A 26,977-nucleotide genomic window follows, 5' to 3' on the forward strand; every position below is an offset into this window, starting at 1 on the left:
CTCGGGTGAAGATCACCGAGGTCGAAACGTTCCTGGTCGCGCCGCGCTGGCTGTTCCTCAAGGTCAGCACCGACGAAGGGATCAGCGGCTGGGGGGAGCCCGTGGTCGAGGGCCGCGCGGGGACCGTCCGCGCGGCCGTGCACGAGCTGTCCGAGCTGCTGCTCGGCCAGGACCCGCTGCGCATCGAGGACCACTGGCAGGTGCTTCGCCGTGGTGGCTTCTACCGCGGCGGCCCGGTGCTGTCGAGCGCGCTGTCCGGGTTCGACCACGCGCTGTGGGACATCGCCGGCAAGGTCCGCGACGCGCCGGTGCACGAGCTGCTCGGCGGGCCGGTCCGCGACCGCGTCCGGGTCTACAGCTGGGTCGGCGGCGACCGGCCGTCCGGCATCCGCGAAGCCGTTTCCGCGCAGGTCGAGGCCGGTTTCACGGCGGTGAAGATGAACGTCGCCGGCCCGCTGACGGCGATCGCGTCGCCCGCCGAAGCCGACGCCGCCGTGGCGCGCGCGTGGGAGGCGCGGGAGGCGCTCGGCCCGCACCGCGACCTCGCGATCGACTTCCACGGCCGCGTCTCGCCCGCGATGGCGCGCCGGCTGGTGCGGCTCCTCGAGGACGTCCAGCCGATGTTCGTCGAGGAACCGGTGCTGCCGGAGACGCAGGGCGACGCGCTGCGCGCGGTCGTCGAGGCGTCCACCGTGCCGGTCGCGGTCGGCGAGCGGCTCTACTCGCGCTGGGAGTTCAAGCCGGTGCTCGACGCCGGGGTCGCGGTGGTCCAGCCGGACCCGTCGCACGCCGGCGGCATCTCCGAGCTGCGGCGGATCGGCGCGCTGGCCGAGATGTACGGCGCTTCGCTGGCCCCGCACTGCCCGCTCGGGCCGATTTCCCTGGCCGCGTCGCTGCAGGTCGCGTTCGCGACACCGAACTTCCTGATCCAGGAACAGAGTGCCGGCATGCACTACCACGAGGGCCGGGAGCACAGGTACCTCACCGGCCCGTCGATCTTCGCCTTCCGCGACGGCTACGTGGCCCGCCCGCTCGGCCCCGGTCTCGGCATCGAGGTCGACGAGGCCGCCGTCCGCCGCGCCGACGAGATCGGGCACGCGTGGCGGTCACCGGTGTGGCGCCACGACGACGGCGGGTTCGCGGAATGGTGAAAGCGCTTCCCTTCCGGGGCGAGGGGTTTCTTGGTCCCGAATGAGTCATCCGAGCAAGGCCGGGCAGTTAGCTGCGGCAGCCAGCTGGCCCGATCGGCCCGATTGGCCGTGGCGGCCCCTCCCCGGGCCGCCACCGCGCTGACCTGCGCAGGTATCGTGTGGGCGTGACCGAAAAGCCCCGCATTCCGAACGTGCTCGCCGCCCGCTACGCCTCGGCGGAGCTGGTCTCGCTCTGGTCGCCGGAGCACAAGGTCGTCCTGGAGCGCCAGCTCTGGCTCGCCGTCCTCAAGGCGCAGAAGGACCTCGGCGTCGAGGTGCCCGACGGCGTCGTCGAGGCCTACGAGCGCGTGCTCGGCCAGGTCGACCTCGAGTCGATCGCCGCGCGGGAGCGCGTCACCCGGCACGACGTCAAGGCGCGGATCGAAGAGTTCAGCGCCCTGGCCGGGCAGGAACACATCCACAAGGGCATGACTTCGCGCGATCTCACCGAGAACGTCGAGCAGCTGCAGCTGCTGCGTTCGCTCGAACTGGTGCGGACCCGGGCCGCCGCCGTGCTGGCGCGGCTGGCCGCCCTCGCCGTCGAGCACGCCGACACCGTCATGGCCGGGCGCTCGCACAACGTCGCCGCGCAGGCCACCACCCTCGGCAAGCGGTTCGCCACGGCGGCCGACGAGCTGCTCGTCGCCTTCGAGCGGCTCGACAACCTCGTCGAGCGCTATCCCCTGCGCGGCATCAAGGGTCCGGTCGGCACCGCGCAGGACATGCTCGACCTGCTCGGCGACGAGTCCACTTTGGACCAGCTCGAGGACCGCGTCATGCAGCACCTCGGGTTCAACCAGCGGTTCGTCAGCGTCGGTCAGGTGTACCCGCGTTCGCTCGACTTCGACGTGCTGTCCACTGTGGTCCAGCTCGCCGCGGCGCCGTCCAGCCTGGCCAAGACGATCCGGCTGATGGCGGGCCACGAGCTGGTCACCGAGGGCTTCAAGCCCGGCCAGGTCGGCTCGTCCGCCATGCCGCACAAGATGAACACGCGCTCGTGTGAGCGCGTGAACGGCCTCGCCGTGGTGCTGCGCGGCTACCTGTCCATGATCGGCGAGCTGGCCGGTGACCAGTGGAACGAGGGCGACGTCTCCGACTCGGTCGTCCGCCGCGTCGCGCTGCCGGACGCGTTCTTCGCGCTCGACGGCCTGCTGGAGACGTTCCTCACGGTGCTCGCCGAGTTCGGCGCCTTCCCGGCGGTGATCGAGCGTGAGCTGGATCGCTACCTGCCCTTCCTCACCACGACGAAGGTGCTCATGGCCTCGGTCCGCGCCGGCGTCGGACGTGAGACGGCCCACGAGGCGATCAAGGAGCACTCCGTCGCCGTCGCGCTCGAAATGCGGGAAGGGCGGGCCGAGAACGACCTCCTCGACCGCTTCGCCGCCGACAAGCGCATCCCGCTCGACCGCGGTGAGCTGGACAAACTCCTCGCGGACCGGATTTCGTTCACCGGCACGGCCGGGCGGCAGGTCGAGCAGGTGGCCGACCGCGTCGCGCGCGTGCTCGAGCGGTTCCCCGAGGCGGCGGGCTACGCGCCGCAGCCGATCCTGTGAGCTGACGCACCCGTCCACGGACTGGAACGAATCCGCTCGTACGGGCGAAATCCCTAATCTCGGTCGCTGAACCCCGTGCTCTTCGCGCGTGCCATCCGCGCGCTCAACCATGGAAGAAGCGATGAAATCCACGCTGTCGAAAATCGTCGCCGTCGTCGCCGCTGGTGCCCTGACGCTGACCCTGGCCGCGTGCGGGGGCTCCGGCTCCGCCGCGGGCCAGCCCCTGCGCGTCGGCACGCTGAGTGACGCGCCGCCGTCGATCTACCTCGAAAACGGGCGGTTCACCGGCTACGACAACGAGTTGCTGCGCGACATCGCCAAGCGTGAAGGCTTCGAGGTCGAGTTCGTCGGCACCGAGTTCGCGGGTCTCTTGGCGGGCGTGGCGAACGGCAAGTTCGACATCGGCAGCTCGACGATCTCGAGCACCGAGGCGCGCAAGAAGACGGTCGCCTTCTCCAACGGCTACAACACCGGCTTCACGACGGTCGTGACGGCGAAGGGCGCGAACCTCAAGGACGTCGCGGCGCTGTCGGGCAAGCGGCTCGGTGTGGTCCAGGGCTCGGTGCAGGACGAGTTCGCCGGCAAGGTCTCCGGCGCCCAGGTCGTCCGCTTCCCCGACTACAACGCGGGCTTCGCGCAGCTGAAGAACGGCACGCTGGACGGCTGGGTGGTGCCGCAGGACATCGGCCAGAAGTACCTGGATCAGAACGCGGCGGTGCCGCTGGAGCTCGGTTACACTGCCGAGGACAAGGACACACCGTCGGCTTTCGCGGTCGCCAAGACCAACCCGGAGCTGCTGAAGAAGCTCAACGACGGGCTGGCCAAGGCGATCGCCGACGGCACTGTCGAGCGGATCTACGGGCAGTTCTACAAGAACACCCCGCTGTCGAAGGAACTCCGGCAGGGCGGGCCGGGCCTGCCCGTGAAGAACCTGGATGCCTGACGTGAAAAAGCTGACAGTCACCGGTCTCATCACTCTGCTCGTCGCGACCCTCACCGCGTGCGGCGGCGGGGACCCCGGCGAGAAGACCCTCCGCGTCGGCACGCTGAGCGACTCGAAGCCGAACGCCTACCAGGAGAACGGCACCTTCACCGGGTTCGACAACGAGCTGCTGAAGGCCATCGCCGCCAAGGAGGGCCTGAAGCTCGAGTTCGTGTCGACGGACTTCTCCGCGCTGCTCGGCCAGGTCGCGAACGGCACCTTCGACATCGGCAGCTCGGCGATCTCCCAGACCGACGCCCGCAAGAAGACCGTCGACTTCTCGGCGCCGTACAACTACCAGGCGCTCGGCATCGAGGCGAAGGAAACGGCCGGCATCACCGACGAGAAGTCCTTGGCCGGCAAGCGGATCGGCGTCGTGCAGGGCACGGTCTCCGACACCTGGCTCGGCTCGAACGCGCCGACGGCCCAGGCCGTCCGGTTCCCGAACGACGCCGCCGCGCTCAGCGCGCTCAAGACCGGCGCGGTCGACGGCGCGGTGTTCGACCAGGCCACCGCCGAGGACTACGCGAAGAACAACCCGGACGCGAAGCTCAAGGTGACCAAGGCGATCACCACGACCATCCCGCACGGCTTCGCGTTCAGGAAGGGCAACACGGAGCTGATCGGCAAGGTCGACGACGGCTTGAAGAAGGTCATCGCCGACGGCACCTGGGTCAAGGTGCACGACCGGTTCGAGCCCACCGCGCCCGTGCCCGCCGAGTTCAAGCCGGGGCAGTAGTCCGCAATGGAACAGTTTTTCGACACCTTCCTCAACTGGGAGTACATCTGGCAGGTCTTTCCTGACCTGCTGAAGACCGGCCTCCTCAACACGCTGATCCTCGCGGTGACGTCCGCGTTGATCGGCACCGTGCTCGGCATGGTCGTGGCCGTCATGGGCCTGTCCACCAAGGCGTGGCTGCGCTGGCCGGCCCGGGTGTACACCGACGTCTTCCGCGGCCTGCCGGCGATCCTGACGATCCTCGTGATCGGCCAGGGTCTCGGCACGCTCGCGCGGGACGTCGTCGGCACCAACCCGTACCCGCTGGGCATTCTGGCGCTGAGCCTGATCGCGGCCGCCTACATCGGCGAGATCTTCCGCTCCGGCATCCAGAGTGTCGAAAAAGGACAGTTGGAAGCCAGCCGCGCGCTGGGGATGAGCTACGGCAAGGCGATGCTGCTGGTCGTCATCCCGCAGGGCGTCCGGCGGGTGCTGCCGGCGCTGGTGAACCAGTTCATCTCGCTGATCAAGGACTCCAGCCTGGTGTACTTCCTCGGCCTGCTGTCCGAGCAGCGCGAGCTGTTCCGGATCGGGCAGGACCTCGCGGCCAACACCGGCAACCTGTCGCCGCTGGTCGCCGCCGGGTTCGTCTACCTGGTGATCACGGTGCCGCTGACGCACCTGGTGAACTACATCGACAAGAAGCTCCGGACCGGCCGCGAGGTGCGCGCCGACGAGCCGGGCGAGGGTGATGAGCTGGACCTGGTCGCCAGCGGGAAGGTCGTCTCGTGACGACGGCGGTGCGTTCGTCCAGTGTGGAACTGCGGGACATCCACGTGCGCTTCGGCACGCTGGAAGTCCTGCGCGGGGTCGACCTCAAGGTCGCGAGCGGCAAGACGACCTGTGTGATCGGGCCGTCCGGCTCCGGCAAGTCGACGCTCCTGCGGTGCGTGAACCGCCTGCAGGAGCCCGACTCCGGCGACCTGCTGCTCGACGGCGAATCCGTGATCCGGTCGGATCCGGACGCGCTGCGCCAGCGCGTCGGCATGGTGTTCCAGCACTTCAACCTCTTCGGCCACCGGAGCGTGCTGGACAACATCGTGCTGCCGCTGCGCAGCGTGAAGAAGCTGAGCAGGGAGGAAGCGTCGGCGATCGCGCGCGCCCGGCTGGCGGACGTCGGCCTGGCCGACAAGGCGCCGTACCGGCCGAGCGCGTTGTCCGGCGGTCAGCAGCAGCGCGTCGCCATCGCGCGAGCGCTGGCCATGGACCCCGAGGTCATGCTGTTCGACGAGGCCACCAGCGCGCTCGACCCGGAGCTGGTCAAGGGCGTGCTGACCCTGATGGCCGGGCTCGCCGAACGCGGGTTGACGCTGATCGTGGTCACGCACGAGATGGGCTTCGCGCGCAGCGTGGCCGACGAGGTGGCGTTCATGGACGCGGGGCGGATCGTGGAGCAGGGCTCACCGGCGGAGATCTTCGACGAGCCGCAGAGCCCGCGCCTGCAGCGGTTCCTCTCCCAGGTGCTCTAAAGGAGGAGCTTGGGCGGCCGTGTCCCAGGTAGCCTGCGGAGATGGCGAGAATCACTCGGCTGACGTACTACCCGGTCAAGTCCTGTGCCGGCACCGACGTGCCGTCCGCCGAGGTGAGCCTCGCCGGGTTGGCGCACGACCGGGCCTTCCAGGTCATCACGCCGGCGGGCGACATCCTCACCCAGCGGCCGCACCCGGTGCTGGCGACGGTCCGGCCGACGGTGCTCGGCGACCGGCTCGCGCTGTCGGCCCCCGGCCGGGAAGACCTCGTCCTCGACATCCGGCGCGACGGCCCTCGCCGCCAGGTGTCGATCGCCGCCTGGCACGGCGAAGGCGTCCACCAGGGCGCCGAGGCCGCCGAGTGGTTCTCGGACCTGCTCGGCCGGTCGGCGGAGCTCATCGGCGTCCCGCCCGACCACGAGCGCGTCACCGGCGGCGAGACCCCTGGCACGGCCGCGTTCGCCGACGGACACGCCATGCTCTTCGCGTCCGAGTCCTCTTTGGACGCTTTGAACGAGCGGATCGCGTCCGGCGGCGGCGAGCCCGTGCCGATGGACCGCTTCCGCCCCAACGTCGTCATCTCCGGCTGGGCCGAACCCCACCGGGAGGACGAAGCCCGCGAGCTGGCAGCGGGCACCGCGAAGTTCGGCTACGCCGAGCGCTGCGTCCGCTGCCAGGTCCCGATGGTCGACCAGGAGACCGGCGCGAAGGCCGGACCCGAACCGATCCGCACCCTCGCCACCTACCGGCGTGACCAGGGCGGCGGCGTCGTCTTCGGCATGAAGGCCGCGGTGCTGCGGCCGGGTCAGCTCGCGGTCGGCGACGAGGTGATCGTGCACTCCTGGGCCGGCCCGAGTCCGAGCACGGCCGCCGCGGAGCCGCCGTTGACGGCGACGGCGAGCCGTCCCGCCGAATCGGTGTAGAGCACGCTCGCGCCGGCGGGCACGTCCGCGAAGGTCCGCCCGATCACCGTGGTCACCGCGACCCGCTCGCTGTGCACCGAAACCGCGCCGGCCAGGCCGGACAGCTCGAGGTCGGCCGGCGTCGCGGCGAGCTGGAGGTTGCCGAAGTGGTCGACCGTCAGCACTTCCGACACGAGCTTGCCGGGGAACGCCGCGACGAACGGCTCCGGCATCGCGACCAGGTCGTCGACCGGGGCGCCGAATTCGGCGGGCGGCACCCCGAGCGCGAGGTGCGCGGCCGCGGGTGCGAAGACGTCCCGCCCGTGGAACGTCGCCGACGTGACCGGCAGCCGCAGCGACGGCTCGGCCAGTTCGTAGGCCGCCCGCACCCCGCCCAGCGCCTGCGCGGCCGGCAGCAGGAGACCGTTGTCCGGCCCGACCAGCAGCCCGCCCTCGGCGACGACGACCACGCCGAGCCGGGTCGTGCCGACGCCGGGGTCGACGACGGCGACGTGCACCGCCTCGGGCAGGAACGGGACGGTCTGGGCCAGCGCCATCGCCCCGTGCCGGATGTCCTGGGGTGGGACTTCGTGGGTCACGTCGAGCACCCGCACCGCGGGCGCCAGCCGCGCGATCACGCCGTGGCAGGCCGCCACGAAGCCGTCGCGCAGGCCGTAGTCGGTGGTCACCGAGATCCAGTCGTACGCCATGCCAGCATCATCCAATGGTGGCGGAGTGTGCCCGTTAGGGTTCAGTGCGTGACAACCCTACCCGTGTGCCGGAGCATCGCCACCGGCAAGGTCCGCGACCTTTATGACGGGGGCGAAGACCTCCTGCTCGTCGTCGCCTCCGATCGCATTTCCGCGTTCGAACATGTCTTCCCCACCCCGGTCCCGGACAAGGGCCGGGTGCTCACCGCGATGAGCGTGTTCTGGTTCCGCGAGCTGGCCGACGTCCTCCCGAACCACCTGGTGGCCTGCGACGGCCCCCGGATCCCGGAGGCGGTCCGCGGCCGGGCCCTGCTCGTCGAGCGGCTCGACATGCTGCCGATCGAGGCCGTCGTCCGCGGCCACCTCACCGGCCGCGGGTACGCGGACTACCGCCGGGACGGCTCGGTGTGTGGTCTCGAGCTGCCGGGCGGGCTGGCCGAGTCGGCCCGGTTGCCCGAGCCGATCTTCACGCCGTCCACCAAGACCCGCCCCGGGGAACCCGACGTGAACATCGACTTCGACGAGTTCGCGACGATTCTCGGCCGTGCGCTCGCCGAAGAGGTCAGGGAGGCGTCGCTGGAGCTCTACCGCCGGGGCGCCGCGCTGGCCGCCGACCAGGGCCTGCTGCTGGCCGACACGAAGTTCGAGTTCGGGATCGGCGCCGGCGGCGGGCTCGTGCTCGCGGACGAGCTGCTGACGCCGGACTCGGCGCGCTACTGGCTCGCGGGCGCCGAGCGGCCCGGCCGCCGGCGGCCGTCGTTCGACAAGCAGCACGTGCGCGACTGGCTGGTCGGCCCGGCGTCCGGCTGGGACTGCGTGTCCCCGCTGCCGCCGCTGCCGCCCGACGTGGTGACCGCCACGCGCGGCCGGTACCTCGAGGCGTACCGCCGCATCACCGGGCTTTCCCTGGCAGACTGGCCGCGTGATCCTGCTGATCTGCGGCAGCCTGCGGGCAGGCTCGGGCAATGCGGCGGTGCTGGGGACCGTCGCGACCCTCACCTCGAGCACGACCTACACCGGCCTCGGCGAGCTGCCGCACTTCAACCCCGATGACGACCGCGACCCGCCGCACCCCGCCGTCGCCGCGCTGCGGGCGGCGATCAAGGAGGCCGACGCGGTCATGATCTGCACGCCGGAGTACGCGGGCGGCCTGCCGGGTTCGTTCAAGAACCTCCTGGACTGGACCGTGGGCGGCGGTGAGATCTACGGCAAGCCGGTGGCGTGGATCAACGCCTCGTCGGTCGCCGCTCCGACCGGAGGCCGGGACGCGCACGACTCGCTGCGCAAGGTGCTGACGTACGCGGGCGCCCGGATCGTCGACGAGGCCTGCGTGCGGATCCCGGTCCCGCGAGACGCGGTGGCCGACGGCCTGGTCGTCGACCCCGACCTGCGGGGCCGCATCGCCGTTGCCGTGCAGCGCCTGCGCGAAGGCGTCTGACGTCTTTGGGGGCCCAGGGGGCTTGTCCCCGGCTGGGGTCTGGGGCTCGGCCCCAGAGGATGCAGCCCTTCCGGCAACGGTCGTCCGCCCGTTCTGCGCAGTTCACGACGACGTCAGACGCGTCCGTCCCAATGGGGGCGTGGACGCTCGCTTGCTGGTTTCGCTGTCGGGAATCACCCCGCGCACGCTGCACCGCTGCGCCGACCTCGCGGCCGAGCTCGACCGCCGCGAGGTGCCGCTCTCGGTGCTGTACGCCGCCCGCACCGGCGAAGGGCCGGTGACGGAGTGGGTGCGCACGCGCGCCCGCGGCGGTGATTCCGTGCTGCTGCACGGCTACGACCACACCGTCACGCCCACGCACCGCACGGTGTACCTGGGCAAGAAGGCGGAGTTCGCGACGCTCCCGGCGCACGAGGCCCGGCTCCGGCTGATCGCGGCGAAGGCTTTGCTGGACACCGCCGGTCTCGACGTCGACGGCTTCGCGCCGCCGCGGTGGATCGCGTCGCAGGGCACGCTGCAGGCGCTGGCCGAGCACGGTTTCCGGCTGTGCGCGGACCTCGGCGCGGTGCGGGACCTCGGCACCGGCGAGGTGCGCCGCGCCCGCGTCCAGGAGTTCACCAGCCAGTCGCACCGCACGGAGACGGTGCGCTGCTTCGCGCTGGTGCTGGCGGCCGCGCGGTCGGCCCGGCGGGGCGGGCTGGTCCGCCTCGCCGTCGACGCGGCCGACCTCGTCCGCCCCGGCCTCCGCCAGGCCTTGCTCGACGCCGTCGACGTCGCGCTGGAGAACCGCGCTTACGGCGCCACCTATGGTTCGCTACGCGCGGTGGCGGCTCAGAACTTCGTCGGTTCGGCCCGTTCGAGCACCTTGACCTCGGTGCCTTCGGGCGCGAGGTTGCCGAACAGGCCGTAGATCATGGCCGGCTTGGCGAGCACGGCCTCGTGGATGGGCACGGCGATCCGCGGCGCGACGGCCCGCAGGTAGTCGACGGCTTCGCCGGCCTTGAGCCACGGCGCCCCGGTGGGCAGGCCCAGCACGTCGACCTTCTGCTCGGGCACGAAGAACGAGTCGCCCGGGTGGAAGAAGGCGCCGCCGTCGACGAGGTAGCCGATGTTGGGGATGACGGGAATGTCGGCGTGGATGACGGCGTGCTCCCCGCCGACGGCCTTGATCTCGGTGTCCCCGACGGCGAACGTGTCACCGACGTTGGCGACGTCGAAGGGCAGCCCCAGCTTCTCGATTTCGGGCGCCGAACCGGGATCGACGATCAGCTGGGCGCCCGGGTTGGCTTCGAGGACTTTGGGCAGCCGTTCGACGTCGAGGTGGTCGAAGTGCTGGTGCGTGACCAGCACGGCGGACAGTTCCCGCTCGCCTTCGAAGCCGGTGGAGAAGCTGCCGGGGTCGATCAGGATCCGCTCGGCGCCGGTCTCCAGCAGCACGCAGGAATGTCCGAAATGGACGATACGCATCGATGGTTCTCCTTCACGCGTGGTCGATCCCAGCCTAGTCCCGGTGGTCAGAGCTGCCGGTGAGCAACGCGTCCCCCAGCTCGGTCCGCCGGTACAGCACCCGGTGCCCGCGGCGCTCCGAGGCCAGCAGCCCGGCCGCGCGCAACGCCGTGAGGTGCGCCGAAACCGTCGCCGCCGCCAGGTCGTGCCGTGCCGCCAGCTCGGTGGTCGCGGCCGGGCGGTCCAGCGTCGCCAGCAGCAGCGCCCGCGTCCGGCCGAGCACCTCCGTCAGCGGCTCCGGCGGAAGAGCCGCCGACGTCCACAGCGAAGCGACGCCCCGCGCCGGGTAGAGCAGGGAGATCTGCCACGGTGGCACCGTCACCACGCCGACGTTCGGCCACGCGAATACCGCCGGGATCAGCAGCAGCCCGCGCGAGTCGATCTCCAGCCGCTCGCGGGCCCGGAGGTCGACGAGCACCGACGTCCCGGCGAGCCGGACGCGTGGGTGCAGCCCGGCCAGCATCGACGCGATGCCACCGGAGCCGAGCACCCGGGTCCGGAAGGCGATGTCCGCCGCCAGCAGCTCGCGCAGCCGGGGCCACTGCGGCGCGAGCAACGCGGTCCACACCGTTTCGAGCTGGTCGGCGAGCAGGTCCCGCGCCGTCGCCGGGTCGTCCGGCAGCCGCGAAAGGTCGGCGTCGACCATCCCCAGCTCCAGCGCGACCTGGTGTGGTGGTGTCGCCCGGACCGTGCGCAACTGCGCCTCGGCCGTCGTCTCCGGGCCGTCGGGCGGCGGGCTCAGGAACTCGGTGATGTAGTGCCGCGCACTCAAGACCGCGGCCAGCTCGGGCACGTCGGGAACGTCGGCGAGCCACGGCAGGTGCGCCGGATGCCGCCGGACGCCGACCAGCGTCTGGACGGCGCCCAGCACCTCTTCCAGCGGCGAGATCGCGAACCGGACGCGCTGCGCGCCGGCCGCGGTCAGGACCAGCTCGATCATCGGAGATTCGCTCTCACCCGAATCAGTGTGCCGCAAGACCTCGCTGAGCGAGCGTGTCCGCATGTCGTTGTTCACTCATCGCGCCTACTGGCGCTGGTCGGCCGGCGTCCAGTTCGCCCGGCTCCCGGCGACCATGGCGCCGCTCGCGTTCACCCTGCTCACCACGGCCACGACCGGCTCATACCGCCTGGGCGGTGTGCTGATGTCCGGCTACGTCGTCGCCGAGATGGCCGCCGCGGTGCCGGTCGGGCGGCTGCTCGACCGCGTCGGCCCTTCGCGCGGCCTGCCCGCGTTGTTGCTCCTGACCGCGGCCGGGTTCGTCGTCCTGGCCGCGGCCGCCGCGGCCGAAGCGCCGAGTGCCGTACTGCTCGCGCTCGTCCTGCTTCCCGGCATCGCGGGCGGCGCTTTGTCGGGCGGCTTCCGGACGCTGCTCGCGGACACGGTCGACGACGCGCTGTTGCCGCGGGCGATCTCGGTCGACGCGATGCTCCTCGAAGGCGTGCTCGTCGGCGGTCCGGCGCTGGTCGCGTTGCTCGACCTCGCCGGCACGTTCGTCCCGCTCGCCGCGATGGCCGTCGCCTGCGTGGCCGCCGCCGCGCTCGTCCCGCGTCGCGCGGGTGCACACGATCGGGTGGAATCCACCGAAGACGGGCCGCCCGCGCGGCTCGCCGCCTACCTGCCGTGGCTTTGCTGCGCGTTCACGGTCGGGCTCCTGCTGTCGACGATCGAGGTCGCGCCGTTGCCGCTGGTCCAGCGCCTCGGCGCGCCCGAGACGGCCGCGCCGGTCGTGATCGCCGTGCTGAGCGGGGCGAGCATCGCGGGCAGCGCGCTCTACGCGTGGCGCGGGAAGACCGGCGACCCACGGCTGTTCCTCGCCGGGTTCGTCGCCGGCGGGCTCGCGCTGGCGGCCGACCTCGGCTGGCCGGGGCTGCTCGCGTCGGTGGCCGTGATCGGCGCGTGCACCGGGCCGCTGGTCGCCGCGACGTCGGTCAACCTGCAGCGCCTGCTGCCGAAGAACCGCAGGTCAGCGGGGTTCTCCTTGAGCTTCACCGTGCAGGCGTGCGGCTTCGGGCTCGGCTCGCTGGCGGTCGGCGTGCTGCCGTTGTGGCTCGCCCCGCTGCTGGGTGTCTTTGCCGCGGCGGTCGCCGGTGGAATGCTGGTGGTGAAGCCCGGGCGAGCTATTGGCACGATGCCAGTAGCGTCGTAACCTGGGTGGACCCTCGACCTCCCGGGAGACGCCGATGACTGCCGTCCAGACTGAACCGACGTCGGTCGGCGAGACCTTCGACTCGCTGAGCCCGGCGACCGACGAGGTGGTCGGAACCCACCCCGTGCACAGTGCCGAAGACGTGCAGGCCGCCGTCGCGCGGGCGCGCGTCGCGGCGCGGTGGTGGGCCGACCTCGGCTTCGCCGGGCGCGCGGAGCGGTTGAAGAGCTGGAAAGGCGTGCTGACCCGGCGGCTGCCGCAGCTGTGCCAGGTGGTGCGCGACGAGACCGGCAAGCCGATCGCCGACGCGCAGCTCGAGAGCGTCCTGGCCATCGAGCACATCGCGTGGGCGGGCAAGCACGCGAAGAAGATCCTCGGCAAGCAGAAGCGGTCCGCCGGGCTGTTGATGTCGAACCAGGCGGCCACCGTCGAGTACCAGCCGCTGGGCGTGGTCGGCGTGATCGGCCCGTGGAACTACCCGGTGTTCACGCCGCTCGGCTCGATCGCGTACGCGCTCGCCGCGGGCAACGCCGTGGTGTTCAAGCCCAGCGAGTACACCCCCGGTGTGGGGAAGTGGCTGGTCGACGCGTTCGCCGAGATCGTGCCGGAGCAGCCGGTGCTGCAGCTGATCACGGGCTTCGGCGAGACGGGGGCCGCGCTGGTCGGCGCCGGTGTCGACAAGATCGCCTTCACCGGCTCGACCGCCACCGGCAAGCGCATCATGGCCGCGGCCGCCGAGACGCTGACGCCGGTCGTCATCGAGGCGGGCGGCAAGGACCCGGTGCTCGTCGACGCGGACGCCGACCTCGACGCCGCCGCCGACGCGACGGTGTGGGGCGCGTTCTCCAACTCCGGCCAGACCTGCATCGGCGTCGAGCGGGTGTACGTCCACGAGAAGGTCCACGACGAGTTCGTCGCGAAGGTCGTCGAGAAGTCGAAGGACGTGCGCGCGGGCTCGGACGACGCCGCGCAGTACGGCCCGGTGACGATGCCGTCGCAGCTTTCGGTGATCAAGCGGCACATCCACGACGCGCTCGCCCGCGGTGGCAAGGCGGTCCTCGGCGGCGAGGACGCGGTCGGCGACCGCTACGCCCAGCCGACGGTGCTGGTCGACGTCCCGGAGGACTCCGAGGCGGTCACCGAGGAGACGTTCGGCCCGACGGTGACGATCGCGAAGGTCCGCGACATGGACGAGGCCGTCGAGAAGGCGAACAGCACGAAGTACGGCCTGGGCTCGACGGTCTTCTCGAAGGCCCGCGGCGTCGAACTGGCCGAGAAGCTGCGCACGGGCATGACGGCGATCAACGCGCCGCTGTCGTTCGCCGGCATCGCGTCGCTGCCGTTCGGCGGCGTCGGCGACTCCGGCTTCGGCCGCATCCACGGCCCGGAGGGGCTGCGCGAGTTCGCCCGCACCAAGGCGATCGCACGCCAGCGCTTCACCGCACCGATGACGCTGACCTCGTTCAGCCGCAAGCCGTCGACGGACGCCATGGTCGCCAAGCTGGTGACCATCCTCCACGGCAAGCGCTGAGGTCCACCGGGGTTGTGGACAACTCGCGTCCGCAACCCCGGAACTGTCGGTGCCCCTCGGTAAACTGGCTACCGGGGGGCGCGGCCCAACCCGCGGCCCAACTCTCAGCGCCCGCGAATCAGATCCGCGGCCTTCTCCGCGACCATGATCGTCGGCGCGTTCGTGTTGCCCCGCGGCACCACCGGCATCACCGACGCGTCCACCACCCGCAGGCCCTCGACCCCGCGCACCCGCAACTGCGGGTCCACGACCGCCCGCTCACCGGTACCCATCGAGCACGTCCCGACCGGGTGATACAGCGTCTGGGTGTTCTCCCGGACGTGTTCGGCCAGCTCCGCGTCGCTCAGGTCGTGGCGCGAAGGCAGGAACGGCTTGTCCAGGAACCGCTTCAGCGGGCCGGCGCGACCGATCTCGATGAGCGCCTTCAGCCCCGCGACCATGGTTTCCATGTCGCGGGACTCCGCGTAGTACGCCGGGTCGATTTCCGGCTTCCACGCCGGGTTCGCCGACTTCAGCCGCAGCCGGCCGCGGCTCGCGACGTCCACCACCGTCGCCGCCGACGTGAAGCCGGGCACGGTCGGTTCGCGGAGCCCGTTGTCGTAGAACAGCGTCGGTGCGACGTGGATCTGCATGTCCGGCGCAGGCAGGCCGTCCGTGGTCGGGAAGAACGCGCCCGCTTCGCCGATGTTCGACGTCAGCGGCCCGCGCTTCGTCAGCTGGTAGCGGATCAGGCCGCGTGGCGTGGCCGCGTCGACCAGGTCGGTGGTGCCGCGCGTGGACCAGATGATCCCGCACGCCGGGTGGTCGTGCAGGTTCTCGCCGACGCCGGGCAGCGCGGCGACGACGTCGATGCCGTGCTCGCGCAGGTGCTCGGCCGGGCCGACGCCGGAAACCATCAGCAGCTGCGGAGAGTTGACCGCGCCGCCGGAGAGGAGCACTTCGGCCGCCGCGTGGGCCGTGCGCTCGATGCCCTTGTCCAAATAGGACACTCCGACGGCGCGGGTGCCCTCGAAGACGATCCGGGTCGCGGGCGTACCGGTCTTCACGGTGAGGTTCGGCCGGTCGAGCGCCGGCCGCAGGTAGGCGTCGGCGGTGGACCAGCGGCGGCCCTTCTTGCAGGTGACCTGGTAGACGCCGGCGCCTTCCTGGCTCTCGCCGTTGAAGTCGTCGGTGCGCTTGAGTCCCCATGCGACGGCGGAGTCGACCCAGGCGCTCGACAGCTCGTGGGTGAACCGCCGGTCCTCGACGTTGAGCGGGCCGTCGGTTCCGTGCAGCGGCCCGCCGAGCCGCTGGTTGCCCTCGGCGCGCTTGAAGTACGGGAGGACGTCGTCCCAGCCCCAGCCTTCGGCACCGTGCTGATCGCGCCAGCCGTCGTAGTCGGCGCGGTTGCCGCGGATGTAGATCATCGCGTTGATGGACGAGCAGCCGCCGAGCATCTTGCCTCGCGGCCAGTACGCCGGCTTGCCGGTGTGCTTCTGCTCGACGGTCTCGTAGTTCCAGTCCCACCTGGTCTTGAACAGCGACGCGAACGCGGCGGGGATGTGGATCTCGTCCGCGGTGTCCTCCGCGCCCGCTTCGAGCAGGAGCACCTGGGCCGACGGGTCTTCGGTCAGCCGGTTCGCCAGCACGCAGCCCGCGCTTCCGGCGCCGACGATGACGTAGTCGTAGGACTCCTGGACGGCCACGGCGCCTCCTGTTGGCGAGAGGTCAACGACCCATCATGGCGCAGGGCCGTGTCGTCGGCCAGTCTAGGTTTCCCGGTGGGCCCCGCCAGGGGGACGAGAGGGTGAACTATGCTCGCGGGGTATCCACGACCTGCGTGAATAAGGAGCAGCCTGCCGTGGCCCGAGTCGTCGTCGACGTCATGCCGAAGCCCGAAATCCTCGACCCGCAGGGACAGGCCGCGCTCGGCGCCGCCGGCCGCCTGGGGTTCACCGGGATCACCGAAATCCGCCAGGGCAAGCACTTCGAGATCGAGGTCGACGACACGGTCGACGACGCGACGCTGGAGAAGATCGCCGAAGGCTTCCTCGCGAACCCGGTCATCGAGCAGTGGACCATCAAGCGGGTCGAGGCGTGAGCGCGCGGATCGGGGTCATCACCTTCCCGGGCACATTGGACGACGGCGACGCGGCCCGCGCGGTCCGCTACGCCGGCGGCGAGGCGGTGTCACTGTGGCACGCCGACGAAGACCTGCGCGACGTCGACGCCGTGGTCGTCCCGGGCGGCTTTTCCTACGGCGACTACCTGCGCGCGGGCGTGATCGCCCGGTTCGCGCCGGTCATGACGCCGGTGATCGAAGCCGCGCGCGCCGGCATGCCGGTGCTCGGCATCTGCAACGGCTTCCAGATCCTGTGCGAGGCCGGCCTGCTGCCGGGCGCGATGATCCGCAACCAGGGCCTGCACTTCATCTGCCGCGACCAGTGGCTGCGGGTCGAAGACACCGGCACCGCGTGGACGACGCGGTACGACGCCGGCGCCGAAATCCTCATCCCGATGAAGAACATCGACGGCTGCTACGTGGCCGAGCAGTCCACTTTGGACGAGCTGGAGGCCGAGGGGCGCGTCGTGTTCCGGTACGTCGGCGGCAACCCGAACGGATCGCGCAACGACATCGCGGGCATCCGCAGCGAGAACGGCCGGGTCGTGGGCCTGATGCCGCACCCGGAGCACGCGATCGACGCGCTGACCGGGCCGTCCGATGACGGGCTCGGCATGTTCTACAGCGCGGTGGACGCGCTCGTGAAGGCCTGAGGGCGGCCCTCGGCCCCCCGAAATCCAGTTTACCGAGGCTCACCGACAGTTCCGGGGCTGCGGACTCGAGTTGTCCACAGCCCCGGTGCGGTCAGCTCTTGCTCTGGTCGTTCGACAGCCACTTCTCCGGCCGGACCCGCACCAGCACCGACGTCTCACCCAGCGCCGAGTCGACGTAGGCCCGCGCCTGCTCCTCCGGCCAGTACCGCCCCGCGATCCGCAGTGCCTGCTCCCGCGTCGGCGGCGAGTCGTTCGCCACCACGGGCCCCTCCACCGTCACGTACTTGTACGGCGGGTTCTCGTCCTGGGCCACCAGGCTCAGCCGCCCCGCCGCGCGGATCGACCGGTCCTTCACCGTGTCCCGATCCATCCAGATCAGCAACTCGCCGCCAGGCGAGTAGTCGTACCAGACCGGAACGGCCAGCGGGGCGCGTCCGGCCCGCTCCACCGCCAGGATCCCGACGTGGACCCCGCTCAGGAACTCTTCCCGCTCGGCGGCGGTCATCACGAACGACGACATGTCACTCCCCAGGTAGAAGATCGGCTACCTGAGGAGCAACACACCGGGAACTCCGGACATTCCGGACTGCTAGCTCGCCGCCGCCACCAGCCGGGCGTACGAGCCGCCCGCGGAAAGCAGCTGGTCGTGCGGTCCGAGCTCGGTGATCCGGCCGCCCTCGACCACCGCGACCCGGTCGGCCGCCGCGGCCGTGTGGAGACGGTGCGCGATCGCGATCACCGTCCGCCCGGAAAGAACGCTGTTCAGCGACCGCTCCAGGTCCCGCGCCGAACCCGTGTCCAGCAGCGACGTCGCTTCGTCGAGCACCAGCGTGTGCGGGTCGGCCAGCACCACGCGGGCCAGCGCCAGCTGCTGCGCCACCGCCGCGGGCACCGGGTGCTCGCCCGAGCCGAGCTTCGTGTCGAGCCCGTCCGGCAGTGACGCGACCCAGTCCGACGCGCCCGCCGACGCCAGCGCCGCCAGCAGCTCGTCGTCCGTCCAGTCGCCGCCCGCGCGCCGCGCCGGCAGCGCCAGGTTCTGCCGCAGCGTCCCCGAGAACACGTGGTGCTCCTGGGTCAGCAGCAGGACCTCGCCGCGCAGCACGTCGTCGGCCAGCGCCGAGACGTCCTGGCCGCCGATCCGGACCGAGCCGGACGACGGCACCGCGATGCCGGCCAGCAGCCGGCCGAGCGTCGACTTGCCCGCGCCGGACGGCCCGACGATCGCCAGCCGCTCGCCGCGCGGCACCCGCAGGTCGATGCCGTGCAGCACCTCCCGGTCGGCGGTGTAGGCGAACCGGACGCCGTGCACGTCGATGTCACGCCCGCGCGGCGCCTCCGTCACCTTCGGCGACTCCTCGACGGAGACCGAGCGGACGCCGAGGATCCGGCGCGCCGCGGCCGCCGCGACCTGGAGGTCCTCCAGCCAGAACAACGCCTCGTTGAGCGGCGCCGCCATCGCCTGCATGTACAGCAGCACCGTGGTGATCTCGCCGAGCCCGGCCCAGCCGCGCGTGTACGCGAGCAGCCCGAGCGGCAGCATGACCGCCAGCGGCAGCACGTAGCTGATCTCCAGCGACGGCAGCCAGCGCAGCTGCAGCGCCCGCATCCGGCGCTCGCCGAAGATGCTGCGGTCCAGCGCGTCGTGGCTCGCGGCGATCCGCCGCTCGGTCAGCCCGAGCGCCTCGACCGTGCGCGCGCCCTCCGCCGTCTCGTGGACGCTGGTGGTCAGGTCCGCCCAGCGGTCCAGCATCCACTGCATGACCGACGGGATCCGCCGCTGGTACCAGACGTTGACGCTGACCAGCAGCGGCAGCGCGACCAGCAGGCCCAATGCCAGCAGCGGCGACGTCAGCACCATCGCGACGACCGTGAACACCACCGTCACCGCCGCGACGAGGATCTCCGGCGCCGCGAACCGCGCCGCGTGGTCGATCCGGCCGAGGTCGGTGGTGGCGCGGCTGAGCAGGTCGCCGGTGCCGGCCGCCTCGACCGTGCCGAGCGGCAGCTGCAGCGCCGTCCCGACGAACTCCTCGCGGGTCTCGGCCAGCACCAGCTCGCCGAACACCGCGCCGCGCATCCGCGCGATCTTCCGCGCGAACGCCTGCAGCACGAGGATCACGACGAACGCCGCCGCCAGCACGTCGAGGTGCCCCATCGTGGTGCCGGCCGCGACGTCGTCGACCAGCGTGCCGAGCAGCTGCGGCCCGGCCAGCCCGATCAGCGTCGCCACGCACAGCGCGCCGAGCAGCAGCCCGAACTCGCGTTTGTGGATCGCCGCCGTCTTCAGCGCCCAGCGCCGGACGTCCCGCCGGGACGCCGTGGGGAGCCGTTTCATACCGTCACTACCTTCGCCGTGAAAACCTCGTCGGCCACATGTGTCCACAAGGGACTCTGGCTGAACACCACCGTCGTCCGGCCGCGCCGCAGCGCGGCGACGCGTTCGGTGATGCGTGCCTCCGTGTGCGCGTCGACCGCCGACGTCGGCTCGTCCAGCACCAGGACGTCGGCGTCGGCCGCCAGCGCGCGGGCCAGGTTCAGCCGCTGCCGCTGGCCGCCGGACACCTCGCGGCCGCGCTCGCCGATCACCTCGTCGACGCCGTTGGGCAGCGCCTCGACGATGTCGTCGGCGTCGGCCGCGTACAGCGCTTCGGTGATGCTCACGCCGCTCGGCCGCGCCGGCGCCAGCTGCTCGCGCAGCACGCCGGAGAACCAGATGTCCTGGTTGTGCGCGTAGACGACCCGCCGCCGCAGCTCCGCGAGCGCGACCTGGTCCGTCCGGATCCCGCCGACCAGCACCTCTTCGCCCGCGGCCGGATCGGCGAACCGGGCCAGCCGGTCGGCCACGGCCTCGCCGTCGGCGCCGAGGTCGACGACCGTCAGCCGCCCGGCCGCGACCCGGACCCCGGACTCGGTGTCCACCAGCTCCAGCGGCCCGGCGGGCAGCGGCACCGGCTGTTCCGGGTCCGCCAGCGCCGGGCGCAGCGCCAGCAGCGCCACCACCTTCCGCGCCGCGACCAGACCGGACGTGATCGAGCCGACGGCCTCCGTCGCGGCGGTGACCGGCCAGATGAGGAACGCCGAAACGCCGTAGAACGACACCAGCTGCCCGATGCCGATCTCCCCGGACACGGCCAGCCGCGCCCCGAGCCAGGTGATCACCACGGTGACCAGGCCCGGCAGCGCGATCTCGGCCGCGGCCAGCCACGCTTCGGCCTTCCCGACCTCGATGCCGGCCCGCCGCACCCGCTGGCTGGTTTCCCGGAAGCGGGCGAAGAACCGCCGCTCGCCGCCGATGCCGCGCAGGATCCGCAGGCCCGACACGATGTCCGCGCCGAGCGCGTTGACGTCGCCGCGCTTCTCCCGCTGCTTCGCCTTGCGCCTCTGCAGCGGCGCCAGCAGCGGCCCGATGCCCAGCACCGCGACCGGCACGCCGACCAGCGCGACCACGCCCAGCAGCGGCGACGTCGAGATCAGCCACACCGCCACCGCGACGAACGCGAGCAGCGAGCCGAAGGCCCGGCCGGTCATCTCGACGGTGTTGCCGATGTGGTTGATGTCCGTCGTGCTGATCGCGACGAGGTTGCCGGTGGTCGTCTGCTCGCGCAGGCCGGCGCCGACGCGCGTGGTGTGCGCCGACACGATCCGCTGCGTCGAGCCCGCGCCGTGCAGCCACAGGCCGTAGTTGAGGAAGTGGAGCCAGGTCCCGGTCAGCGTCTGCACCAGCCCGAGCGCGGCCGCGGCCAGCGCCCAGCGCCAGACGGCGGCACCGTCGTGCGCGCTCACCGCGCCGATCCCCTGACCGATCACCAGCGGCACGAGCGCGCCGGGCAGCGCCCAGACGACACCGATCGCGGCCGCGCCGAGGACCGTGCCCAGCCGGGCACGGAACACGGCGAGCAGGAAGCGGCTCGCGGACGGCCGTGCGGGCAGCCGCAGCGGCGGAAAGGGATATGTGGCGGAAAGCACGATTCTCGACGGTAAGCCGACCACCCCGCGAAGGCGACCGATTTTCGGCTCGGCTGAGTCCTCCACCGGTTCATGCGCCCCAATGTGGCGTTGGGTGCGCTGGACGCAACCAACGCCACATTGGGGCGCACGGCCGGGCCCGCGGTGCCGGCTCGCTCACCACCCGTCGAGGTGCGCCCGATTTCGGCGGCCCACCGTCCGGGGCATCCAGGCCCGGCACGTATCCTGACGGCCGTGGCGAACCCTGACACGGACACCGTGACCAGCACCGTTGACACCACCGAGCGCGCCGGGGCGACCCCGGACCATGCCCAGCCGTATCGCGAGCTCGGGCTCGCCGACGACGAGTACGCCCGCATCCGGGAGATCCTCGGCCGCCGGCCCACCGACGCCGAGCTGGCGATGTACTCGGTGATGTGGAGCGAGCACTGCTCGTACAAGTCGTCGAAGAAGCACCTCCGGTACTTCGGGGAGACCGCCACCGACGAGATGAAGGCCAAGATGCTGGCCGGCATCGGAGAGAACGCGGGCGTCGTCGACATCGGCGAGGGCTGGGCGGTCACCTTCAAGGTGGAGAGCCACAACCACCCGTCCTATGTGGAGCCGTACCAGGGCGCCGCCACCGGCGTCGGCGGCATCGTCCGCGACATCATGGCGATGGGCGCGCGGCCGCTGGCGGTCGCCGACGCGCTGCGCTTCGGCCCGGCCGACGCCCCCGACACCAAGCGTGTGCTGCCCGGCGTCGTCGCGGGTGTCGGCGGCTACGGCAACTGCCTCGGCCTGCCGAACATCGGCGGCGAGCTGGTGTTCGACCCGTCCTACTCCGGCAACCCGCTGGTGAACGCGCTGTGCGTCGGCGCGATGCGCGTCGAGGACCTGCACCTGGCGTTCGCGTCCGGCACCGGCAACAAGATCATCCTGTTCGGCGCGCGCACCGGCCTCGACGGCATCGGCGGCGTTTCCGTCCTCGCGAGTGACACCTTTTCGGGTGACGAGTCGGCGGGGGGCCGCAAGAAGCTGCCGAGCGTCCAGGTCGGCGACCCGTTCACCGAGAAGGTGCTCATCGAGTGCTGCCTCGAGCTGTTCGCGCAGGACCTCGTGGTCGGCATCCAGGACCTCGGCGGCGCCGGGCTGTCCTGCGCGACGTCGGAGCTGGCCGCGGCCGGCGACGGCGGCATGCACATCTACCTCGACCGGGTTCCGTTGCGCGCCACCGGGATGACTCCCGCCGAGGTGCTCTCCAGCGAGTCGCAGGAGCGCATGTGCGCGGTCGTCGCGCCGGAGAACGTCGAGGCGTTCATGGCGGTGTGCCGCAAATGGGACGTCATCGCCACCGACATCGGCGAGGTCACCGACGGCGAGCACCTGGTGATCACCTGGCACGACGAGGTCGTCGTGGACGTGCCGGCGCACACCGTGGCGCACCAGGGCCCGGTGTACGACCGGCCCGTCGAGCGACCGTCCACTCAGGACGCACTGGTCGCGGACACGTCGGCGAAGCTGCCGCGTCCGTCCACTCCGGACGAACTGCGCGCGGACGTGCTTCGTCTCATTTCCTCGCCGAACCAGGCGTCGAAGGAATGGGTGACGTCCCAGTACGACCGCTACGTGCGCGGCAACTCCGTGCTCGCGCAGCCGTCGGACTCGGGCATGATCCGGATCGACGAGTCGACCGGCCGCGGCGTCTCGGTGGCGACGGACTGCAACAGCAAGTTCGTCTACCTCGACCCGTACCGCGGCGCGCAGCTGGCGCTGGCGGAGGCGTACCGCAACGTCGCGACGGGCGGCGCGACGCCGGTGGCGGTGTCGGACTGCCTGAACTTCGGCGCCCCGACCGACCCGGGCGTGATGTGGCAGTTCGAGCAGGCGGTGCACGGCTTGGCCGACGGCTGCGTCGAGCTCGGCATCCCGGTCACCGGCGGCAATGTGAGCTTCTTCAACCAGACCGGCGACACGGCGATCCTGCCGACCCCGGTGATCGGCGTGCTCGGCGTGATCGACGACGTCACCCGCCGCATCCCGACAGGCATCGGCGCGGAGGCCGGGGAAACCCTGCTGCTGCTGGGCGAGACGCACGACGAGCTGGACGGCTCGGCGTGGGCCCGCGAGCTCCACGGCCACCTCGGCGGCGTTCCGCCAAGGGTCGATTTGGCGCGCGAGAAGCTGCTGGCGGACGTCCTGGTGGCGGGCTCCCGCGACGGCATGATCTCGGCGGCGCACGACCTTTCCGACGGCGGCCTGATCCAGACGCTGGTCGAGACCGTCCTCATCGGACAGTGCGGCGCCCGGGTGTTCCTCGACGACGGCCAGGACCCGTTCGTCCAGCTGTTCTCCGAGTCGGCGGGCCGCGTGCTGGTGGCGGTCCCGCGCACGGAGGAGCTGAGGTTCACGGAGATGTGCACGGCGCGCGGCCTCCCGTGGCGCAAGACCGGCGTGGTCGACCCGGAGTCGGGCAAGCTGGAACTGCAGGGCATCACGGAGTTCACGCTCGACGAGCTGCGCGAAACGTGGGAGAAGACCCTCCCGGCCCTCTTCGGCTGAGGCCTGTGGACAGCTGACCGGAGGGCACCGGGAACTCGGTGCCCTCCGCTACGCTTGTCCGGCTTGGTTCCGATACGGCTCGGACGGGGGCACGGACGCAGATGAGCGAGACCGATCCGCACATCCACGTCGAGCAGAAGGTGCTGCAGGCCGGCCCCGCCGTCCGCAACCTGATCTCGTCGATGCTGGGCCGCGTGACCGACGCGCCGAGCGTCGTCACCACCGGTTGCGGAGTCCAGGTTCCGTACGCGATGACCTCTCCCCGGCCGGAAAGCGTCACCTGCATCGCCTGCCGAGAACACGCCCACCGGGAGTACCTGCGCTTCGCCGACCAGGTCGAGGGCATGGGCCAAGGCCCGTTGCCCGGGGTGAACGTCACCGGCGACCAGGTGGCCGGCGCCGTGGAACGGCTGCGGGACCTCGCGAAGCGGTTCTCCGCCTGAGACGCGCGGCTGCTCAGCCCGCCTTGGCGACGATCCGCGCCTCCCCGTCGCGCAGCTCCTCCGTCGTCCATCCCTCGGGCAACCGGACTTCCTTCTCCGTCCGGACTCGCGTGTTGTACAGCGAAACCGACGTCGGCAGCGAGGCGAACCGCAGGTCCGTCTGGCCCTCGAAGCTGGTTCGCTTCAGATCCAGCGAACCCGTCACGCGCACCCCCGAGAACACCGCGTCCCTGGCGAACTTCGCGTCCTTGAACGTCGTCGGTCCGGCGAACGTGGTGTTCGTGAACTCGGCCAGCTCGGTGAACTGCGTGCCGCTGAACCACGCGTGGCCGGCGAACCGCGTGCCGCAGCAGCGGAACATCCCGATCAGCCTTCCGGATCCCGTGCCGGCGCCGGTGAAGTACGCCTTGCCGGTGAACACGGCACCGCTGAGGTTCGTGCTGCTGTAAAGGCTCGCGTACCGCAGCCAGAGGTCGCCGATCCGCCGCTTCGAGAGGTCGAAGTACTCCAGCCTGGCACCGGTCAGGTCGAGGTTGTACGCCGGAGCGGCCTCGTCCTCCGCGGCCGGCAGCAGCCCGACGACCAGCCGCTGCGCGGTCAGCCGCACCTGTAGTTCGCGTTCGTCCTCCGGGGAACCCGAGAGGGTTTTGCGCTCCTCGCGGTCGACCTTGGGGTCGTACCGTGGGTGCTCGAACGGCCGCCGCAGGTACGAGCACAGCACGTCCAGCACCGTCTGCGTGTACTCCGGCCGGCTGCGCGCCAGCCCCGCCAACGCGTGCAGCGCCCCGACCCGCACCTGGTCGGCCTCGTGCCCGAGCAGCTCGACGGCCTTCGCGAACCGATCGTCGGCGACCCGTTCGCGGTCCTGCTCCGCGCGCTGCGACTCGAGTTCGTGCCGCTTCCGCTCGATGTCCTGGCGCCGTTCCTCGACCCGGCGCCGCCGGTCGTTCAGCCACAGCGCGTACAGCGCCACGATCGCACCGCCGGCGAGGCCGCCGGTCTTCAGCGCGTCACTGCGACTGGTGGCGGGGTCGGTCAGCAGCCAGCCGCCGACCCCGAGCAACAGCAGCAACGACGCGAAGAACGTCCACGCCAGCGGTGATCGCCACAGCTTCACCGGCTCAGGAGACCAGCATGGTGCTGACGCAGAAGCCCTTGTCGTCGAAGTTGGTCGCGCTCAGCGTCCCCTTGACCGACTTGCCCGCGGACGTCCCGGTGACCTGGCCTTCGACCAGGTACTCGTCGTCCGGCACCTCACCGAGCTCCAGCCTCAGCGGCGGCTTGAGGAACGTCCTGAGCCACTCGTCGAGCAGCTGCTTCGAGTCGGAGCAGCCCAGCGCGATCGCGCCCTCTTTGTCGCCGCCGTTCAGCTTGTCGATGAAACTCTGCAGCAGGGCCTTGGCGTCCGACGCGCCCGAACCCCTCGACGTCGGCGGCTTCGCGCTCGGCGTCGTCGCCTTCGTGGCCGTCTTCGGCGCCGTCGGCTTGGCGGACGTGCTCGACGCCGGTGCCGCGGTGTTGTTGTCGTCCTTCGACAGGAAGAACCCGGGCGCGACGAAGCCGGTGACGCCCAGGACGGCCAGCACCAGCACCACGACGGCGCCGATGGCGATCCACATCCCGGTCTTGCCCTGCTTCGGCGGCGCCGGCGGCCCGCCGAAGCCCTGCGAGTAGCCACCGGGCGCCTGGTCCCAGCCGGACATCTGGCCACCCTGGTTCGGGTCCCAGGTCTGCTGGCCGTACTGCTGCGCGTTCGGGTCCGCCCACGCCGACTGCTGCTGGGCGTTCGGGTCACCCCACTGCGGCTGCGGGTTCGCCGGGAACCCGCCCGACGGGTACCCCTGCTGCTGGTTCGGGTCCCAGCCCTGCGGGTACTGCTGCGTCGGGTACGGCTGTTGCTGCTGGTTGGGGTCCCATCCGCCCTGCTGGGGGTACGGCTGCTGCGGGTAGCCGCCGGACTGCGGCTGCTGGCCGTACGGGTCGGGCTGACCGGGCTGGCCCGGCTGAGGCGGGTACGTCATCTTTCATGCCTTCCGGGCGCTGAGTGTTCGTGCGCTTCCGACGTCCGGTGGGCGTGTGTGGTTCCCCCAGACGTGTGCGCAGCATTCTGCAAGCTCGGACGGTACGGCATGAAACCGGCTCCCGGATCGCGACGACGCGAAGTCGTCATGATCCGGGAGCCGGGAGTGCGGGTCAGCCGTTGGCGAGCGCCTGGAGCCGGTCGTAGGCGCCGTTGAAGGTGTCCTGGTCGAGCGGGCTCGAGGTGTACTGCCAGACCGTGTAGAAACCCCAGTTGTAGGGCAGGGCGCCGACCGTCGACGAGTACCGCGCGACCCACAGCGGGGCCGTGCTGGAGAAGTCGCCGCTCACGCAGCTGCTCCACCAGCTCGTCGACGTGTAGATCACCGGGTAGCGGCCGGTCAGGGAGTGGTAGGTGTCGTGGAAGTCGAGGATCCACGACGTCATCCCCGCCTTGCTCAGCCCGTAGCAGGTCGAGCCGTACGGGTTGTATTCCATGTCCAGTGCCCCGGGCAGCGTCTTGCCGTCCTTCGACCAGCCGCCGCCGTGGGCGACGAAGTACCGGGCCTGCGCCGCGCCGCTCGAGGTGTTCGGCGTGGCGAAGTGGTAGGCGCCGCGGATGAAACCCTGGTTGTAGGAGCCGTTGTACTGCTGCGCGAAGTACGGGTTGGTGTAGCTGGTGCTTTCCGTGGCCTTGGTCCAGACGAACCGCTTGCCCTGGTTCCACCAGTTCGCCCAGTCGACGTTGCCCTGGTAGCCGGCGACGTCCATGCCGGCCACCGTGGCCAGCACCTGGTTCGGGATGGCCTGGGCCGGCTGCGGTTGCTGCGCCGCCCACCGCGTCTCCGGTGTCGACTTGTCGCCTTCGACGCGCCGGATCTGTGACCCCAGTTCGTGGTTGTGCTCGGCGATGTCCGCGTTGATCGCGGCCACGGGGTCGACTTCGGGGGAGAAGACCGTCGCCTGGGCCGTGCTGCCGAGCAGGAGCAGCGTGGCCGGGACAGCCAGGGCGGCGAAGAGCCGCCTTCTTCGAGAAGTGGACATGATG

26 protein-coding genes are annotated in these 26,977 nt (G+C 71.3%); 16 read left to right on the forward strand and 10 right to left on the reverse strand.

All coding sequences use genetic code 11. The annotated features are described in order from the left end of the window. The first annotated feature begins 5 nt into the window (after positions 1-5). The 7 genes from dgoD to AB0M82_RS12440 all read left to right on the forward strand — a co-directional run bounded on the left by dgoD (position 6) and on the right by AB0M82_RS12440 (position 6,895). A complete protein-coding gene (gene dgoD / locus AB0M82_RS12410; protein ID WP_364720532.1) occupies positions 6-1,151 on the forward strand; it encodes a galactonate dehydratase in 1,146 nt (381 codons plus the stop codon). A gap of 164 nt (positions 1,152-1,315) precedes the next feature. Then, complete coding sequence (gene purB / locus AB0M82_RS12415) at positions 1,316-2,743, forward strand: adenylosuccinate lyase (RefSeq protein ID WP_364720534.1); 1,428 nt, start codon at positions 1,316-1,318, stop codon at positions 2,741-2,743. A gap of 121 nt (positions 2,744-2,864) precedes the next feature. Further along, positions 2,865-3,686: an ABC transporter substrate-binding protein gene (locus tag AB0M82_RS12420; RefSeq protein WP_364720537.1), complete on the forward strand. Its 822-nt coding sequence runs from the start codon at positions 2,865-2,867 to the stop codon at positions 3,684-3,686. Further along, the gene (locus AB0M82_RS12425) at positions 3,679-4,464 is read left to right on the forward strand and encodes an ABC transporter substrate-binding protein (protein WP_364720539.1); all 786 of its coding nucleotides are present in this window, start codon (positions 3,679-3,681) and stop codon (positions 4,462-4,464) included. Before AB0M82_RS12420 ends, AB0M82_RS12425 begins: the two co-directional genes overlap by 8 nt. A 6-nt stretch (positions 4,465-4,470) precedes the next feature. Then, complete coding sequence (locus AB0M82_RS12430; protein WP_364720541.1) at positions 4,471-5,235, forward strand: amino acid ABC transporter permease; 765 nt, start codon at positions 4,471-4,473, stop codon at positions 5,233-5,235. Beyond that, a complete protein-coding gene (locus AB0M82_RS12435) occupies positions 5,232-5,972 on the forward strand; it encodes an amino acid ABC transporter ATP-binding protein (protein ID WP_364720543.1) in 741 nt (246 codons plus the stop codon). The genes AB0M82_RS12430 and AB0M82_RS12435 overlap by 4 nt, the downstream gene beginning before the upstream one ends. A gap of 41 nt (positions 5,973-6,013) precedes the next feature. Further along, positions 6,014-6,895 carry an MOSC N-terminal beta barrel domain-containing protein gene (locus AB0M82_RS12440; protein WP_364720546.1) on the forward strand — a complete coding sequence of 294 codons (882 nt, stop codon included), beginning with the start codon at positions 6,014-6,016 and terminating at the stop codon, positions 6,893-6,895. Here AB0M82_RS12440 and AB0M82_RS12445 read toward each other — a convergent pair. Next, a complete protein-coding gene (locus AB0M82_RS12445; RefSeq protein WP_364720548.1) occupies positions 6,778-7,584 on the reverse strand; it encodes an SAM-dependent chlorinase/fluorinase in 807 nt (268 codons plus the stop codon). The genes AB0M82_RS12440 and AB0M82_RS12445 overlap by 118 nt on opposite strands. A gap of 48 nt (positions 7,585-7,632) precedes the next feature. Here AB0M82_RS12445 and AB0M82_RS12450 point away from each other — a divergent pair, with 48 nt between their 5' ends. The 3 genes from AB0M82_RS12450 (at position 7,633) to AB0M82_RS12460 (ending at position 9,932) form a co-directional block, all read left to right on the forward strand. Next, complete coding sequence (locus AB0M82_RS12450; protein WP_364720550.1) at positions 7,633-8,637, forward strand: phosphoribosylaminoimidazolesuccinocarboxamide synthase; 1,005 nt, start codon at positions 7,633-7,635, stop codon at positions 8,635-8,637. Beyond that, positions 8,558-9,022 (forward strand): NAD(P)H-dependent oxidoreductase, encoded by a 465-nt coding sequence (locus AB0M82_RS12455; RefSeq protein WP_364720553.1) that lies wholly within the window; start codon positions 8,558-8,560, stop codon positions 9,020-9,022. Before AB0M82_RS12450 ends, AB0M82_RS12455 begins: the two co-directional genes overlap by 80 nt. 139 nt (positions 9,023-9,161) lie before the next feature. After that, positions 9,162-9,932 carry a DUF2334 domain-containing protein gene (locus tag AB0M82_RS12460; RefSeq protein ID WP_364720556.1) on the forward strand — a complete coding sequence of 257 codons (771 nt, stop codon included), beginning with the start codon at positions 9,162-9,164 and terminating at the stop codon, positions 9,930-9,932. Here AB0M82_RS12460 and AB0M82_RS12465 read toward each other — a convergent pair. Together AB0M82_RS12465 and AB0M82_RS12470 are read right to left on the reverse strand one after the other, a co-directional pair. Continuing rightward, positions 9,854-10,489: an MBL fold metallo-hydrolase gene (locus AB0M82_RS12465; protein WP_364720559.1), complete on the reverse strand. Its 636-nt coding sequence runs from the start codon at positions 10,487-10,489 to the stop codon at positions 9,854-9,856. The two genes, AB0M82_RS12460 and AB0M82_RS12465, sit on opposite strands and share 79 nt — an antisense overlap. Before the next feature lie 34 nt (positions 10,490-10,523). Then, on the reverse strand, positions 10,524-11,468 hold the full coding sequence (locus tag AB0M82_RS12470) for a DUF5937 family protein (RefSeq protein ID WP_364720561.1): 945 nt from the start codon (positions 11,466-11,468) through the stop codon (positions 10,524-10,526). Positions 11,469-11,529: 61 nt separating this feature from the next. On the opposite strand from AB0M82_RS12470, the gene AB0M82_RS12475 reads away from it, so the two are divergent. Then, positions 11,530-12,675: an MFS transporter gene (locus tag AB0M82_RS12475; protein ID WP_364720563.1), complete on the forward strand. Its 1,146-nt coding sequence runs from the start codon at positions 11,530-11,532 to the stop codon at positions 12,673-12,675. A 34-nt stretch (positions 12,676-12,709) separates the two neighbouring features. Next, positions 12,710-14,206, forward strand: coding sequence for an aldehyde dehydrogenase family protein (locus AB0M82_RS12480; protein WP_364720566.1), 1,497 nt, complete (start codon positions 12,710-12,712; stop codon positions 14,204-14,206). Between the two features lie 104 nt (positions 14,207-14,310). Here the strand turns inward: AB0M82_RS12480 and AB0M82_RS12485 are convergent, their stop codons facing one another. Continuing rightward, a complete protein-coding gene (locus AB0M82_RS12485) occupies positions 14,311-15,891 on the reverse strand; it encodes a GMC family oxidoreductase N-terminal domain-containing protein (protein WP_364720568.1) in 1,581 nt (526 codons plus the stop codon). Positions 15,892-16,046: 155 nt separating this feature from the next. Between AB0M82_RS12485 and purS the strand changes: the two genes are divergently transcribed. Together purS and purQ are read left to right on the forward strand one after the other, a co-directional pair. Continuing rightward, entirely contained in the window at positions 16,047-16,286 is a 240-nt protein-coding gene (purS, locus tag AB0M82_RS12490) for a phosphoribosylformylglycinamidine synthase subunit PurS (protein ID WP_364720570.1), read from the forward strand. Further along, positions 16,283-16,960, forward strand: coding sequence for a phosphoribosylformylglycinamidine synthase subunit PurQ (gene purQ / locus AB0M82_RS12495; protein WP_364720573.1), 678 nt, complete (start codon positions 16,283-16,285; stop codon positions 16,958-16,960). The genes purS and purQ overlap by 4 nt, the downstream gene beginning before the upstream one ends. Positions 16,961-17,051: 91 nt before the next feature. Here purQ and AB0M82_RS12500 read toward each other — a convergent pair whose 3' ends face one another. The 3 genes from AB0M82_RS12500 to AB0M82_RS12510 all read right to left on the reverse strand — a co-directional run bounded on the left by AB0M82_RS12500 (position 17,052) and on the right by AB0M82_RS12510 (position 20,926). After that, positions 17,052-17,480 carry a pyridoxamine 5'-phosphate oxidase family protein gene (locus AB0M82_RS12500; RefSeq protein WP_364720576.1) on the reverse strand — a complete coding sequence of 143 codons (429 nt, stop codon included), beginning with the start codon at positions 17,478-17,480 and terminating at the stop codon, positions 17,052-17,054. 69 nt (positions 17,481-17,549) lie between these two features. After that, on the reverse strand, positions 17,550-19,295 hold the full coding sequence (locus AB0M82_RS12505) for an ABC transporter ATP-binding protein (RefSeq protein WP_364720577.1): 1,746 nt from the start codon (positions 19,293-19,295) through the stop codon (positions 17,550-17,552). Next, positions 19,292-20,926 (reverse strand): ABC transporter ATP-binding protein, encoded by a 1,635-nt coding sequence (locus tag AB0M82_RS12510; protein WP_364720579.1) that lies wholly within the window; start codon positions 20,924-20,926, stop codon positions 19,292-19,294. The genes AB0M82_RS12505 and AB0M82_RS12510 overlap by 4 nt, the downstream gene beginning before the upstream one ends. Before the next feature lie 234 nt (positions 20,927-21,160). Between AB0M82_RS12510 and purL the strand changes: the two genes are divergently transcribed. Next, positions 21,161-23,467, forward strand: a complete 2,307-nt coding sequence (gene purL, locus AB0M82_RS12515) for a phosphoribosylformylglycinamidine synthase subunit PurL (protein WP_364720581.1) — start codon at positions 21,161-21,163, stop codon at positions 23,465-23,467. Positions 23,468-23,568: 101 nt separating this feature from the next. Then, positions 23,569-23,910 carry a hypothetical protein gene (locus AB0M82_RS12520; RefSeq protein ID WP_364720584.1) on the forward strand — a complete coding sequence of 114 codons (342 nt, stop codon included), beginning with the start codon at positions 23,569-23,571 and terminating at the stop codon, positions 23,908-23,910. A gap of 13 nt (positions 23,911-23,923) precedes the next feature. Here AB0M82_RS12520 and AB0M82_RS12525 read toward each other — a convergent pair whose 3' ends face one another. From AB0M82_RS12525 to AB0M82_RS12535, 3 genes are all read right to left on the reverse strand, one after another. Then, a complete protein-coding gene (locus AB0M82_RS12525; RefSeq protein WP_364720585.1) occupies positions 23,924-25,027 on the reverse strand; it encodes a pentapeptide repeat-containing protein in 1,104 nt (367 codons plus the stop codon). Between the two features lie 4 nt (positions 25,028-25,031). After that, entirely contained in the window at positions 25,032-25,931 is a 900-nt protein-coding gene (locus tag AB0M82_RS12530) for a hypothetical protein (RefSeq protein ID WP_364720587.1), read from the reverse strand. A gap of 172 nt (positions 25,932-26,103) precedes the next feature. After that, positions 26,104-26,973, reverse strand: coding sequence for a lysozyme (locus AB0M82_RS12535; protein ID WP_364720589.1), 870 nt, complete (start codon positions 26,971-26,973; stop codon positions 26,104-26,106). Positions 26,974-26,977: the final 4 nt, after the last annotated feature.

Origin of the sequence: Amycolatopsis sp. NPDC051128 (assembly GCF_040682715.1) — a bacterium.
Classification (GTDB): domain Bacteria; phylum Actinomycetota; class Actinomycetes; order Mycobacteriales; family Pseudonocardiaceae; genus Amycolatopsis.